Genomic DNA, 13,079 nt, shown 5'->3' on the forward strand with positions numbered 1-13,079 from the left:
TTGATACTTAGTTACGTGTTGTTGGTTTGCGACGGTTGTCCCAAAATGAAAGCAAAACAATATGATCTTTCTTCACTTTGTAAAACAATGAACATTGCTTGGTAACAAAACCTTTACGCAGGCCGGACCTCGATCGGGAGGCCTCGTACATGAGCGGAAATACCGCTATCTGTTTCAGGACATCTCTGGTTTTCCTGATAAATTTTCTGACTTCTTTTTCGGACCAATTGGTTTCCAAGTGTGTGATAATGTCGGTAAAGCTTTTTTCTGCCTTCGCCGTCCAGCGAATAGGCATATTCATAGATACCTGCTGAATTTTTGCATTACCTCTTCGTGAGATTTGGTCTGGCCTGCCTCAGATTGCTTCAAACCTTCGTCGATGCTATCTTTCACATGATCAGGGAGATCATCCCAGAAATCGGTGTATTCCAACTTCTTCTGTATTTCTTCCCAATCCTTCATGGAGATGTAAACACCAGTTCTTTCTCCCTTCTCATTCGACAAATACTGCACATTCATAGCTTTCAACAGGTTAGCGATTCTAGATGAACTTTGCCCTTAACTACTTCCCAAAATTCGTTAAATTGAACCAGAAAACGTAGTAAATTTGAATTTTATACCTTCACCAACACAACATGGATTCTAAAACGCTGCACTTTCTCAGTCAATTAGCCGAAAACAATAACAGGGAGTGGTTCCAGGAAAATAAGAAACTTTATGAAGCCGCGAAAGCGGATATGGAAAAGCTGGTCGGGTTCCTGATCACAGAGGTAGGGAAGTTTGAGGACCTCGGAAATGTCCAAGTGAAGGATTGTATGCTGCGCATTTACCGGGATGTCCGGTTTTCGAAAAACAAAGACCCTTATAAGAAGAACCTGGCTGCGGGCATCGGTCCGGGTGGGAAGAGTTCGGGTAAAATTGACTACTACCTGCAAGTACAGCCCGGTGACCAAACGTTCCTGGGCGGTGGCATGTGGGAGGTGACGACCGAGCAGCTGGCCCGCTTCCGTCAGGAGATCGATTACAATGCGCATGAGCTGAAATCGATCATCGAGGAAAAGGAATTTCATAGTTATTTTCCTGAAATTCATGGAGAAAGCCTGAAAACGGTACCTAAGGGTTATTCCAAAGATCACCCGGAAATAGCGCTGCTGAAACGCAAGCAGCTTTTCTTCATGCACCGTTACACCGATAAAGAGGTGGCTTCCAAAGACTTCGGTAACCTAGTTTTGAAAGGCATTCAATTGCTGAAACCCTTTACCGATTATATGAATTATGTATTGTACGAAGAAGCGGAGGAGCATTGATCCGACACGTTGATTGACAAGCCCGAATACCCATTACAACCCAGTAAATATGCAATTTTCACATTTGCACTGTCACACGCAGTTCTCGCTGCTCGATGGTGCTGCCGATATTAAAAAGCTGTTCAAAAAAGCCAAGGAGGACAATATGCCCGCTGTCGCCATCACCGACCATGGTAATATGTTCGGGGTGTTCGAGTTTGTGGCCGAGGGGAATAAGCAAGGTATCAAGCCGATCGTCGGTTGCGAATTTTATGTGGTAGAGGACCGGCATGTTCGGCAGTTTACCAAGGACAAAAAGGACGTCCGTTTTCACCAGCTGTTGCTTGCCAAAGACGAGATAGGTTATAAAAATCTCGTGAAAATGTGCTCGCTGGGCTTCATTGAGGGCATGTATGGTAAATACCCGCGGATCGACAAGGAGCTGATCGTGCAGTACCATCAAGGGCTGATCGCCACTACTTGTTGTATTGGTGCTATGATTCCGAAAACAATCATCCGCCAGGGCGAAGAGGCTGCGGAAAAGGAGTTCCGGTGGTGGCTGGATCTGTTCGGGGACGATTTTTACGTGGAATTGCAGCGCCACGACATTCGTGATCAATACATTGTGAATGAGGTGCTTATCAAATTCGCAAGAAAGTATAATGTAAAGATCATCTGCTCGAACGACTCGCATTATGTGGATCGTGAGGATTGGAACGCGCACGATATCCTGCTCTGTATCAACACGGGAGACAAACAAAGCACGCCTTCGGCCAAGGATTTCGATGATGAAAAGGGTATTCCGAAAGGCTCGCGCTTCGCATTCTATAATGACCAGTTTTATTTCAAAAATACGAGCGAAATGCTGCAACTGTTCAACGACCTGCCCGAGTCGCTGGACAATACCAACGAGATTGTAGATAAAATTAAAACGCTGGATCTGCGGAAAGACATTCTGCTCCCCAACTTCCCGATTCCCGACGAGTTCAAAACGCATACATTGTCGGAAATGGTAGGTAAAAAGGAGCTTACCGCCGATGTACTGAACCAGTGGGAGTATCTCCGGCACCTTACATTCGAGGGCGCGCGGAAGAAATACGAAGTGGTAACGCCTGAAATCGAGGAGCGGCTCAACTTTGAGCTGCAAACGATCCGGAACATGGGTTTCCCGGGTTACTTCCTCATTGTGGCGGATTTTATTGACGCAGGACGTAAAATGGGCGTATTCATCGGTCCGGGGCGTGGTTCCGCTGCGGGCTCCGCGGTGGCGTACGCAATCGGGATCACGAACATCGACCCGGTTAAGTACGACCTGCTTTTTGAGCGTTTCCTCAACCCCGACCGTATCTCCATGCCCGATATCGATACCGACTTCGACGACGACGGCCGTCAGAAAGTGATCGATTATGTGGTGAAAAAATATGGCTACAACCAGGTAGCGCAGATCGTTACTTACGGTACGATGGCTGCCAAATCGGCGATCAAGGACGTAGCGCGGGTAATGGACCTGCCATTGCCTGACGCGAACATGCTCGCGAAGCTCGTGCCTGACAAGCCAACTTACAACATGACGCTGAACCGGATTTTTACAGCGCCATTGGAGGGAGAGGGCAGTCTGATGAAGAAGGAAGGTATTTCGCCCGACGAGTTGGAGAATGTGAAGCGAATGCGCGCCATTGCACTGGGCAACGATTTGCAGGCCAGTGTTTTGCAAGAGGCGCGCAGGCTCGAAGGTACCGTGCGGAACACCGGTATCCACGCGGCCGGTATCATCATTGCGCCGAGCGATCTCACCGAAATCATTCCGGTAAGTACCTCCAAAGACTCCGACTTTTTGATTACCCAATATCAAGGAAAAATCATCGAGGATGCTGGCGTAATTAAGATGGACTTCTTGGGGCTTCGAAACCTTTCGATTATCAAGGAAGCCCTCAGAATGATCAAGAATAACCACGGGGTAGATATTGTGATCGACGACGTGCCGCTTGACGATCCGAAAGTTTTTGAATTGTTCCAGCGCGGCGAAACCAACGCGATATTCCAGTTCGAATCCGATGGGATGAAGAAGTACATGCGCGACCTCATCCCTGATCGTTTCGAGCACTTGATCGCGATGAACGCATTGTATCGTCCGGGCCCGATTGCGTACATCCCTAACTTCATCCGCCGGAAGAATGGGCAGGAAGAAGTGACTTATGACTTGCCGGAGCTGGAAGAATATCTGGCTGATACTTATGGTATTACCGTGTACCAGGAGCAGGTAATGCTTTTGTCGCAGAAGCTCGCGGGCTTTACGAAAGGCCAGGCGGATACGCTGCGGAAAGCGATGGGTAAGAAGCAGATCGAGACGCTGAACAAGCTCAAAGGCGACTTCATGAAGGGAGGTACCGAAAAGGGCCTCGACGCGAAGAAGTTGGAGAAAATATGGACTGACTGGGAAGCATTTGCGTCCTACGCGTTCAACAAATCCCACTCTACGTGCTATGCATTCGTAGCTTACCAGACGGCCTATCTCAAAGCGCATTATCCCGCTGAATACATGGCGGCGGTATTGACGAGCTCGCTGGGCAGTATCGACAAGATCACATTCTTCATGGAGGAATGTAAAAACCTCGGCTTGCCGGTTCTGGGCCCGGATATCAATGAATCGGAGCGACAGTTTAGCGTAAACAAAAAAGGCGAGATCCGTTTCGGGCTCGCGGGAGTGAAAGGGAGCGGAGATGCAGCCGTCGAATCGATTATAGAGGAGCGCGCCAAAGGCGGCCCGTTCCAGGATGTATTCGACTTTATGACGCGCGTGAATCTTCGCACCGTAAATAAAAAGACCTTGGAAAGCCTTGCCTACGCGGGAGCGTTCGATTGCTTTACGGACTACCACCGCGCACAATATTTCACCGCCGAACAAGGGGAAACGGGTACATTCATCGAAAAGCTGATCCGTTATGCCAACAACTACCACGCGGAAAAATCATCGGCGCAAGCATCACTTTTCGGTATGCTGGGCGACAGCGGTTCCACTTTGGCCAAACCCAAAGCAGCCGATATATCGCCCTGGGACGACCTCGCCAAGCTGCGCTACGAGCAGGAAGTGGTAGGTTTTTACATCTCGGGTCACCCGTTGGATACATTCCGCACCGAGCTGGACAATTTCTGCACTTGCACGGTCGACAAAGTACTGGAAATCCACGATGGCGAACGCGCACCGCGGTATTATGGCAAGGAAATCAACGTGGCGGGCATTGTCACGAGCGCGCAGGAAAGGATGTCGAAGAACGGCAGTCTTTTTATGATCTTCAAAATCGAAGACTATCAGGGTGCAATGGAAATGCTGATCGGCGGAGAGGATTATATCCGGTTTAAGAATTATCTGCAAGTGGGGCAGTTCTTGTACATTAAAGGCAAAGTGCAGAATCGCTGGAAGCAGGAAGATCAGTTTGAATTCAAAATCTCGCAGATACAACTCTTGCCGGAGATCATGGAGAAAATGTGCAGGAAAATCAAAATCAACCTTACACTCGACCAGATCGACGCACAATTTATTCACGTGCTCAATGATACGTTCGGAAGCTACCCCGGCGGATGCCAGGTAAGCATGACAGTGAAGGATCCCGAGTCGCACCTGGAAGTAGAAATGTTATCTCGCGGTTACCGCGTAGCGCCTAGTAATGAGCTGTTTAAGGTGTTAAGGGGCTCCCTGGGCGTGAAATTCTCCCTAAACTGATTTGTATTAAATTAAACAAGGAACTTTTAAATAGTAATATTCCTTATTAACCCAGATTGATAAATAACATTTAGACACTTAAAACATGGGAAAAGCACTTGAAATTACCGATAGCACCTTCGACGAATTGATCCAGGGCGATAAACCAGTACTAGTTGACTTCTGGGCTGAGTGGTGTGGGCCTTGTAAGATGATTGGTCCGGTTGTGGAGCAACTTGCTGGTGAATACGATGGTAAAGCAGTTATCGGTAAAATGGATGTGGATATGAACTCTTCGGTACCAGCAAAATTCGGTATCCGCAGTATCCCTACGCTGATGATCTTCAAAGGCGGCCAGTTGGTAGATAAAGTAGTAGGCGTTGTTCCAAAAACAACCCTTGAAGATAAATTGAATGCACAGATCGAGGCGACCGTTTGATAATCGCTGATTTGTGAAAGAGTTAAAAGCCCCAGTGATGGGGCTTTTTTGTTTGTACACCTTTGTGAAGGGTATATAATTATCTACCTTTAATCACTATATTCACACTATGAAATACTCGGAATTTCATCGCATTATCCGGCGTAACGGATGGATTCTTGCTAGGACGCGAGGCAGTCACTATCTGTACACGAAAGGCCGCGTAACCTATTGCGTGCCCTACCATTCTTCTAAGGAAATGAATGAAGGTTTGAGAAAGAGAATCATTAAGGAAATGAACTTGATCATCTAATAAAGCTATGAAAAGAATCAGGATATTGATCGAAAGGGGGAAAGACGGGTATAGTGCTTATGCCGAGAACGTCAAAAAAATTTATGGGATCGGAGATACTGTGCAGGATGTCAAAAAAAATGTCTTTGAATGCATTGAAATCGTCAAGTCATTTGATGATAAGAACGTGCCGGCAGCATTGAAAGGCGAATACGAAATAGTCTGGAAATTCGATGTGGAAAGTCTTTTAGAATATTACAAAGGCATTTTCAGCCAAACAGGTATTGCCCGGTTGACTGGCATAAATGAAAAGCAACTGAACCATTATGCCTCGGGGTTGAAAAAGCCACGTCCTGCGCAGGCGAAGAAGATCGAGAATGCTCTGCATAAACTGGGCGGGGAATTGCTGGCTATTGAATTGTAATAGACGGATTTTCCGTCGATTCGCAAATTCATATTCGTTGTTGCATGCCTACGGCATTCGTAGGTTTCTCATATGCGGTGGCTGCACTACCAATATTACATGCCTAGCGGCATTTGGCAACACGAATAGAAGCGAATGCCTCTCGGACAATCAAAGCGCCAGGTCGCGTAGCGACGTAATATAGGTAGCAACAAAAGGGGACCGCGTTTATCGAAAATCCGGTAGGGATGCAACATTTCCGCCGGTCAATTTCAATATAGCCACAACATGCGAAAAAAACACTGCCGGCACAATGAACGCGGGGAGCAAAACGTACGGCGCTTTCAGCAACCCGACATTGGGCTGATCGAATGCAAATTGCTGGAAAGGCGTCGGAGCTGAAAGAATGGCGTGAACGACAATGTTGAACAGCAACGCGAGGCACACAATATTCCACATAAGCAATCCTTTACTACTGATAATGCCTTTGCGATAGGCCAGCCAAACCAGCGGCGCGGTAATACCCGACAAAATATCGGGGTTACTGCCTTCAAATGTCATTAGTGTTGGAATTTCCCCCATTTGAAAGAGGTAAAACAGCGCAAGCTCGACCGCAATTCTGGTCGTATGAAGTAAAGTAAGGTACTTCAATGAGCTTGTTTCCGTCAGCATTCTGCGCTGAAAAATAGCCAGATAGGCGATGAAAATCATCGGTGGGCCGATAGCCCATGCTAAATGCGGTGGTATACTTGTAGTGTCAAGATAAAAGCCATTGATGCTGAGCAGAATTTGCGCCGGTAGCCATATTAAGGCGAGAATCCACATGAATTTTGCTGCGTTTATGGCCTTGTAAAGCAAAATTAATGTCGCCGTGACGATGGCGACAAACAATGCGGAAGGTAATAAGTGGTTGGTGTCCATGGCGGTTGATTTGATTTCAACACGAAGTAAATCGATCGCCGGTCGAAGATTCTTGCCAAATGGCAACTAATCGCGTGGCCCGTTATTTTCCGGCAATTTCCTTTCTAATTCTGCTAAGTGAAGTGTCGGTGATGCCGAGGTAGGAGGCTATCGTGCGTAGCGGAGCGTGCTGGAAAATGTCTGGGTTCGTTTGAAGCAATTGTAAATAGCGGGCTTCGGCCGTTTCGGTAATTGTCGATAGCATGCGGGACTTCAAATTCGAGAAGCCGCGAACGAGAATGCTCCGGCCAAATTCGCGGAACTCGGGCAAGGCATGGAACAGTTCATTAAGCGTCGCGTACGTGATCGCGATGCCCGCGCAGGGCATGAGCGCCTGGATATTCTCGTGCGAGGGAATGCGATGGAAGAACGAGGTTATTTCAAATACAAGCTGTTGCGGACCATGAAAGCCCGTAGTAATGTCGTTGCCATCGGGGGTCATGGCAAAGGACCGCATGTATCCTTCGGTCAGAAACAGGTATTCATTAGAAATGGAGCCCTCTTTTAGCAGAAAATCACCCTTGCCCAGCCTGAGCGGGTAGAACCGCTCGGCAACATCGGACGCCATTTTCAGCGGCATCGGATAAGCTTTGGTAATAAAATCGACCAGTTTGGAACGCTCCTGCGAGAGGCTATTCATTGATTTCAATCGCAAAACTCGCCTCGAACGTACCCCCCGCTTCCAGTTTCAGAATCCCTTCTTTCGTTTCAAAATTCTGGTCGGAGTCCGCATTGTCGGCGATGCCGAGCCAGGGTTCGATGCACACGAAATGGCCGCCTGGTTTTGCCCAGATGCCGAGGTAGGGAAAATCTTTATAGTAAACCGTAACCACCTGTCCGGATTTGGTACTTCTGAGGCTTACTTGTTTAGAAATCAAGTGCTTGAATATCAATGCATCGTTGTCGAACAGATGGCTGTTCAGGTGCAGCACATTGGTATGTTCGAGAACGGGCTTGGTGGTGTTTCCTACAAGTCCGTTCTTTTCGAGTAACCAGGTCGAATCGTTTTCAATCGCTTCGAATTCAAGGTAGTAATCCTCATAAACTTCATCCTCATGCAAAGGACATTTGAATGCGGGATGCCCGCCGAGAGAAAACAGCATTTCGGAGCTGCCGTGGTTGATGACCTTGTGATCGACTACGACCTTCTTGCCATCCAACCGATAGGTAATTTGAAATTCAAATTCAAACGGGTAAATAACCAGCGTTTCTTCGCTGTATTTTAGTGTAAATGTAAGACTGTCAGTTGTTTGATTCGTTAGTTTTACATTTGCATTGTTGCGTACCATGCCGTGGCGTGGTACCGCATATTCACTGCCATTATATTTTACAAACCCATTTTTGATAGCCCCGATCACCGGGAAAAGTACCGGTGCGTAGCTGGCCCAAACTGCCGGATCGGCGTTCCAAAGGAAATCTTTGCCCGTTACGGTCGACTGGATCTGGCAGAGTTCGGCGCCGGTTTCCTGCACCGCGATTTTCAAATGGTCGTTTTGAATGGAGAAGTTCATATCGTTCAAGAATTCAATATCATTCAGGAATTCAGCACATTAAGAATGGTAGCGCATGCTTCCCGAATTTGTTCCTCGTTAATGGTAAGCGGGGGGGCAATGCGCATGGAATTATCGCAAAACAGGAACCAATCGGTCACGACGCCCAATTCGATACAGCGATCGATGGTCGCTTTCAGTTTTTCGAAAGATGCCATTTCTGCCGCAAGCATAAGGCCTTTTCCTCGGATTTCCTTGATTTCCGGATGAATTAACAGTGATTTAAACAACTCACCTTTCGCAATGGCCGCTTCGGAAAGACGCTCGTCGATTGTCACCTGTAATGCGGCCAAGGATGCCGCGCAACTCACGGGATGCCCGCCAAAAGTAGTAATATGTCCCAGTATTGGATTGGTTTTCAATGCTTTCATGATTTGCTGAGAAGCCATGAAAGCCCCGATCGGCATGCCGCCACCCATTCCTTTGGCACTCAGTAGAATATCGGGATAAATGCCGTATTGCTCAAATGCCCAGAAACTTCCAGTACGCCCGAAGCCCGTTTGAATTTCATCCAAAATGAGCAACGTGCCAGTTTCGGTGCATTTACGGCGCAATGCAACGAGGTAATCCGCCTCGGGCAGGCGTACGCCCGACTCCCCGCCGATCACTTCAATCACAACGGCGGCAGTTTGATCCGTAATTTTTTCCAAATCAGGCAAATGCCCGTGCCGTATGTGCTTTATCCCCGGCAGCAATGGACGGAAATTCCGCTTGAAAAACTCCGCGCCAGCCAGGCTCAATGCGCCCTGGGTGGCGCCATGATAGGCATTATAGCAGGAAATAAATTCTCGCCGTTTGGTAAACCGCTTCGCCAGCTTCATCGCGCCTTCCACCGCTTCGGTGCCCGAATTGGTGAAATAGACGTTATCGATTAGTCCGAAAGGCGAGGGGGCAGTGGCATCGAGCCGCAGCGTGTCTGCCAGTGCCTTCGCCAATTGTACTTGCGCGCTCTGCACATATTCGCCATATACGAGCAGGTGCATGTGCTTATCCAGCTGCGCGTGAATGGCTTCGAGTACTTTTGGATGCCGGTGGCCGACGTTGCTGACACCAATGCCGGAAATGAGATCCATGTAAGACTTGCCATCCGGACCGTACATATATATGCCCTCGGCCTTTTCAATTTCAAGGGCAAGCGGGAAATCGGAAGTTTGCGCCAGATGGTCGAAAAAGTGCTGGCGATGTGAGATATGCATTCTAATGTTCAAAAAAACTGGCGCTGCCGCCTACCCAGGTGAAATCCTTGTTATACCGGACGCCGATCATTTCGCCCCGGCTTAGCCGGCTGAGACTGATCAGTAGTTCGGGCTTTTCGGCATTGTCGGACCAGCCGTACATCATGCGGATTTCGCATTTCACGAGGCCGTCGGGTGCCTGGATCACCGGTTCATAAGCGACTTTTCGCTGCAATATATAATTTTCCGGTTCGGCGATCGCTTCCAGATCCGCTTTTGTGAGGTGTAGTTGTACCCCGGTACCTGCGAACGAGAACAGCGGTTTCAATACATAATTTTGCAGATCCGATGGGAAATTGCCCTCGTAGTCACTCAGGAAACGTGTTTCGGGCACAAATTCGCCGTTCAAAAAGGGCATCGCAAACTTGCTGATCCTAAAAAACCAGTTAGGATGTCCAACCCATTGTACGTCGACGTCGTCGGTGAAATGGTAGCTTGTCTGTAAGTTGGGATAGTTGAACAGGTCGTCGAAAATCAGGCGGTTGTAAATGCGTCTGACCCGGATTTTCCTGCCATCCCTTTCGTAATACAACTCCCTGCCCTCGCGGATTAGTTGGGTATAACAAATGGCTTTAATACCCAGCATTTGCTCCGTTACTGCAAAATCAATCCTCGTTTTCTGCTTTTCAGGGAAGATTTCAAGGAGAATAACATTTTCAGGCTGTTCGTCGCCAAGGATCAATGCTTTTAGTTTGGCTACATATTCGTCCAGGGAATCGGTATCAAACAGATATTCGAAAGCGGCGTGAACGTCAAAAAACTTCCTGAATGTCTCCGACAGGAACGCCTGATACCCGAATATGGAAGGAAATCCTTGTAATTCAATCAGCTGCGGTACGAGTTCACCGGCTGCATTCCGGCAAATGGCATAATCGATAGCCAGGAACGAAGTATGCGCATTTTCGCCTGGTACATACTGGTTGGACGGTACGGCGCGGTCGGTTTTTGCACGGAAATCCGGCGATTGTAATGTGCCGATGATTTCGTTCGATGCACGTAGAATTTTTTCTTTCAATTCCCTGGGTACAAAAACGGGAGTTTCTGCAACCCTGAAATCCAGTTGGCCGGGAAACGCCGAACTGAGTGATTCGACAAATTCCTCGTATCCTTTCTCCGTGAAGGAGCCATTGAACGCTTCCCGGGCTTGCTTATGCATAGGCTGTCTGGAACGTTTTGTTGAATGCGTTTTTCAAAAATGTGGGGATAATGACGGCCTCTGTCATAGAAATCTTGTCGGGATCGTTCAAATGCTCGATCATCTCGCTGTACTTTTGCTCGCCGTGCGCTTTGATAATGGCTTCCTTTTTGTCTTCTTTTAAAAAGTAGCGAAGCATCCCTTCCGCGTCGGCTTCGGGATGAAACTGCGTACCTACTATCTCGTTGGAGAACCGGATCGCCATTACCGCGCGTTCAAGCGGCACATGCGGGCGAATTTTTTCGAGACAAAGCAGTTTAGCTCCCAATGCATCGAATGCAAACTGGTTGGGCTGGGTAACCTGGAAATCACGCGAATCGACGATCCAGAACGGGTCGCTCAATGCATTCAGCAGCGGATCCTTGCGACCGGCTGACGTTTTGTGTACCGGAAATGTACCAAAGGAAGTTTTACGCCGCTTGCTCACGGCGGCCAATTCCCAGTGAATGCAGGCCATTTGAAAAGAATGGCAGATCAGGAACAAATGCTTTTTGATGCGGTTTTGGCGGTTCGCATTGTACACGAGTATTTTATCCAGGAAGCCAAAGAATTTCTTTTCCCAGGCCTCGCCAACCGGCGCAGGATTGCCCGGCCCGCCGGTAGAAATGTATGCATCGAAATCCATTCCCGGCACTTCGAGTTTTTGTCTTACGTCAAAAACAGAGAATTCAACGGGCACGCTTTCCTGCTCTCCGAATGCGGCGATGATTTTTTTGATGCATCGCATTCCCTCGTTGGGGTGGCCGTTGTACATGTCCAGGATCGCAATCCGGAAATGCTTTTCATGAGTGGTCATTTTAGTCGGTGGCCGGTTCGTGTCAGTGAAACTGGCCTTTAAGTTATAGAATCGGGTAACCTGTTTTAAACAAATGTGTTCCTGATTAGTTCGGGTTTTGAGCTAAAAGTATGATTTAATTCTTAGCAAATTCCGATTTTGGTTTCCGAAACAATATAATCTACAACTGCATTCAAGCTACCGGTTTCCTCGAAAACGGCCAGCTGGCGGTCGGCGCCGGTACCCATTTCGAGGATCTGGTGAATGTATTCTATCTCCTTGCGGCTGCCAAGCTCGTCGACCACGTCGTCGATGAATTCCAGCAGCTCGTGAATCAATATCTTATACTCCACTTCCTCCTGTTTCCCGAAATCGATCAGTTTGCTGCTGATACCATACCGCGCGGCGCGCCATTTGTTTTCGTTGATGAGCATCCGCCGGTAGGGACGGAAGCTCAGGTTCTGGCTGTGCAGCTTGTGAATTTTGGCCACAAGTGCCTGCATAATTGCCGCCAGGCAAATCGTCTCGTCCGTACGCATGGGCACGTCGCACATGCGAAACTCGATGGTATTGAAAAACGGATGCAAGCGGATATCCCACCAGATTTTCTTGCCATTGTCGATGCAATTGGTTTTGATCAACAGGGCAAGGTACTCGTCATATTCTGCTGCACTTGAAAAGAAATCAGGAATGCCGGTTCTGGGGAATTTATCGAAAACCTTCGAGCGGTACGATTTGAAGCCCGTATTACGCCCACACCAAAATGGCGAGTTGGTCGACAGTGCATAAATATGCGGCAGGAAATACCTTACCGCATTCATGATCTGGATTCCTTCGTTACGGCTCTCGATGCCCACATGTACGTGCAGCCCAAAAATGAGGTTGCCTCGTGCCACGTCGCGCATTTCGTCGATGATCTGGTCATAACGTGGATCGTCGGTAATGAGTTGGTCTACCCAGTCGGCGAACGGGTGCGTACCGGCGGCGGCGACGCGCAGGTCCTGTTTTTCAGCCAGATCGAGGATCATTTTGCGGAGGTAGGTCACTTCCTCGCGCGCTTCCTGAATGTTATGGCAGATATTCGTCCCCACTTCCACCACAGCCTGGTGCATTTCGGCCTTCACGCGCTCCTTTAATGTTATTTTCCCGTCTTCAACCAGCTTTGACATATGCGACCGCAGATTTCTCGTAACCGGGTCGATGGTCTGAAATTCTTCTTCAATTCCCAGGGTGAATGTTGCCATAATGTAAAAGCGGCTGATTTT

At 48.2% G+C, this 13,079-nt stretch carries 14 protein-coding genes; 5 read left to right on the forward strand and 9 right to left on the reverse strand.

What is annotated here, in order from left to right; all coding sequences use genetic code 11:
• Positions 1 to 7: 7 nt before the first annotated feature.
• Together J2Y43_RS33620 and J2Y43_RS18050 are read right to left on the reverse strand one after the other, a co-directional pair.
• Complete coding sequence (locus J2Y43_RS33620; protein ID WP_409014443.1) at positions 8 to 301, reverse strand: type II toxin-antitoxin system RelE/ParE family toxin; 294 nt, start codon at positions 299 to 301, stop codon at positions 8 to 10.
• The gene (locus J2Y43_RS18050) at positions 298 to 519 is read right to left on the reverse strand and encodes a hypothetical protein (protein ID WP_309985230.1); all 222 of its coding nucleotides are present in this window, start codon (positions 517 to 519) and stop codon (positions 298 to 300) included. The genes J2Y43_RS33620 and J2Y43_RS18050 overlap by 4 nt, the downstream gene beginning before the upstream one ends.
• A gap of 116 nt (positions 520 to 635) precedes the next feature.
• Here J2Y43_RS18050 and J2Y43_RS18055 point away from each other — a divergent pair, with 116 nt between their 5' ends.
• The 5 genes from J2Y43_RS18055 (at position 636) to J2Y43_RS18070 (ending at position 6,120) form a co-directional block, all read left to right on the forward strand.
• On the forward strand, positions 636 to 1,307 hold the full coding sequence (locus J2Y43_RS18055; RefSeq protein WP_223407935.1) for a DUF2461 domain-containing protein: 672 nt from the start codon (positions 636 to 638) through the stop codon (positions 1,305 to 1,307).
• Positions 1,308 to 1,356: 49 nt separating this feature from the next.
• Positions 1,357 to 5,007, forward strand: a complete 3,651-nt coding sequence (gene dnaE, locus J2Y43_RS18060; protein ID WP_309985233.1) for a DNA polymerase III subunit alpha — start codon at positions 1,357 to 1,359, stop codon at positions 5,005 to 5,007.
• An 85-nt stretch (positions 5,008 to 5,092) separates the two neighbouring features.
• The gene (gene trxA / locus J2Y43_RS18065; RefSeq protein ID WP_090157505.1) at positions 5,093 to 5,425 is read left to right on the forward strand and encodes a thioredoxin; all 333 of its coding nucleotides are present in this window, start codon (positions 5,093 to 5,095) and stop codon (positions 5,423 to 5,425) included.
• A gap of 109 nt (positions 5,426 to 5,534) precedes the next feature.
• Positions 5,535 to 5,717: a type II toxin-antitoxin system HicA family toxin gene (locus J2Y43_RS33625; RefSeq protein WP_409014444.1), complete on the forward strand. Its 183-nt coding sequence runs from the start codon at positions 5,535 to 5,537 to the stop codon at positions 5,715 to 5,717.
• Between the two features lie 7 nt (positions 5,718 to 5,724).
• On the forward strand, positions 5,725 to 6,120 hold the full coding sequence (locus J2Y43_RS18070; RefSeq protein ID WP_309985238.1) for a helix-turn-helix transcriptional regulator: 396 nt from the start codon (positions 5,725 to 5,727) through the stop codon (positions 6,118 to 6,120).
• A 207-nt stretch (positions 6,121 to 6,327) separates the two neighbouring features.
• Here J2Y43_RS18070 and J2Y43_RS18075 read toward each other — a convergent pair whose 3' ends face one another.
• From J2Y43_RS18075 to J2Y43_RS18105, 7 genes are all read right to left on the reverse strand, one after another.
• On the reverse strand, positions 6,328 to 7,086 hold the full coding sequence (locus tag J2Y43_RS18075) for a hypothetical protein (protein WP_309985240.1): 759 nt from the start codon (positions 7,084 to 7,086) through the stop codon (positions 6,328 to 6,330).
• Between the two features lie 16 nt (positions 7,087 to 7,102).
• Complete coding sequence (locus J2Y43_RS18080) at positions 7,103 to 7,699, reverse strand: Crp/Fnr family transcriptional regulator (protein WP_309985242.1); 597 nt, start codon at positions 7,697 to 7,699, stop codon at positions 7,103 to 7,105.
• A complete protein-coding gene (locus tag J2Y43_RS18085) occupies positions 7,692 to 8,570 on the reverse strand; it encodes an aldose 1-epimerase family protein (RefSeq protein ID WP_309985244.1) in 879 nt (292 codons plus the stop codon). The genes J2Y43_RS18080 and J2Y43_RS18085 overlap by 8 nt, the downstream gene beginning before the upstream one ends.
• Positions 8,571 to 8,593: 23 nt before the next feature.
• Positions 8,594 to 9,805: an aminotransferase class III-fold pyridoxal phosphate-dependent enzyme gene (locus tag J2Y43_RS18090; RefSeq protein ID WP_309985245.1), complete on the reverse strand. Its 1,212-nt coding sequence runs from the start codon at positions 9,803 to 9,805 to the stop codon at positions 8,594 to 8,596.
• Position 9,806: 1 nt separating this feature from the next.
• Positions 9,807 to 11,000, reverse strand: a complete 1,194-nt coding sequence (locus J2Y43_RS18095; RefSeq protein WP_309985247.1) for a hypothetical protein — start codon at positions 10,998 to 11,000, stop codon at positions 9,807 to 9,809.
• On the reverse strand, positions 10,993 to 11,835 hold the full coding sequence (locus tag J2Y43_RS18100) for a glutamine amidotransferase-related protein (protein ID WP_309985249.1): 843 nt from the start codon (positions 11,833 to 11,835) through the stop codon (positions 10,993 to 10,995). The genes J2Y43_RS18095 and J2Y43_RS18100 overlap by 8 nt, the downstream gene beginning before the upstream one ends.
• Positions 11,836 to 11,957: 122 nt before the next feature.
• Positions 11,958 to 13,058 carry a carboxylate-amine ligase gene (locus tag J2Y43_RS18105; RefSeq protein WP_309985250.1) on the reverse strand — a complete coding sequence of 367 codons (1,101 nt, stop codon included), beginning with the start codon at positions 13,056 to 13,058 and terminating at the stop codon, positions 11,958 to 11,960.
• Positions 13,059 to 13,079: the final 21 nt, after the last annotated feature.

The organism is Dyadobacter sp. BE31, assembly GCF_031457695.1.
GTDB lineage: Bacteria > Bacteroidota > Bacteroidia > Cytophagales > Spirosomataceae > Dyadobacter.

What these genes read in the sequence shown, in the direction of transcription:
- J2Y43_RS33620 (WP_409014443.1), bottom strand. Translation starts at nt 301, where the DNA reads ATGAATATGCCTATTCGCTGGACGGCGAAGGCAGAAAAAAGCTTTACC.
- J2Y43_RS18050 (WP_309985230.1), bottom strand. Translation starts at nt 519, where the DNA reads ATGAATGTGCAGTATTTGTCGAATGAGAAGGGAGAAAGAACTGGTGTT.
- J2Y43_RS18055 (WP_223407935.1), top strand. Translation starts at nt 636, where the DNA reads ATGGATTCTAAAACGCTGCACTTTCTCAGTCAATTAGCCGAAAACAAT.
- dnaE (WP_309985233.1), top strand. Translation starts at nt 1,357, where the DNA reads ATGCAATTTTCACATTTGCACTGTCACACGCAGTTCTCGCTGCTCGAT.
- trxA (WP_090157505.1), top strand. Translation starts at nt 5,093, where the DNA reads ATGGGAAAAGCACTTGAAATTACCGATAGCACCTTCGACGAATTGATC.
- J2Y43_RS33625 (WP_409014444.1), top strand. Translation starts at nt 5,535, where the DNA reads ATGAAATACTCGGAATTTCATCGCATTATCCGGCGTAACGGATGGATT.
- J2Y43_RS18070 (WP_309985238.1), top strand. Translation starts at nt 5,725, where the DNA reads ATGAAAAGAATCAGGATATTGATCGAAAGGGGGAAAGACGGGTATAGT.
- J2Y43_RS18080 (WP_309985242.1), bottom strand. Translation starts at nt 7,699, where the DNA reads ATGAATAGCCTCTCGCAGGAGCGTTCCAAACTGGTCGATTTTATTACC.
- J2Y43_RS18085 (WP_309985244.1), bottom strand. Translation starts at nt 8,570, where the DNA reads ATGAACTTCTCCATTCAAAACGACCATTTGAAAATCGCGGTGCAGGAA.
- J2Y43_RS18090 (WP_309985245.1), bottom strand. Translation starts at nt 9,805, where the DNA reads ATGCATATCTCACATCGCCAGCACTTTTTCGACCATCTGGCGCAAACT.
- J2Y43_RS18095 (WP_309985247.1), bottom strand. Translation starts at nt 11,000, where the DNA reads ATGCATAAGCAAGCCCGGGAAGCGTTCAATGGCTCCTTCACGGAGAAA.
- J2Y43_RS18100 (WP_309985249.1), bottom strand. Translation starts at nt 11,835, where the DNA reads ATGACCACTCATGAAAAGCATTTCCGGATTGCGATCCTGGACATGTAC.
- J2Y43_RS18105 (WP_309985250.1), bottom strand. Translation starts at nt 13,058, where the DNA reads ATGGCAACATTCACCCTGGGAATTGAAGAAGAATTTCAGACCATCGAC.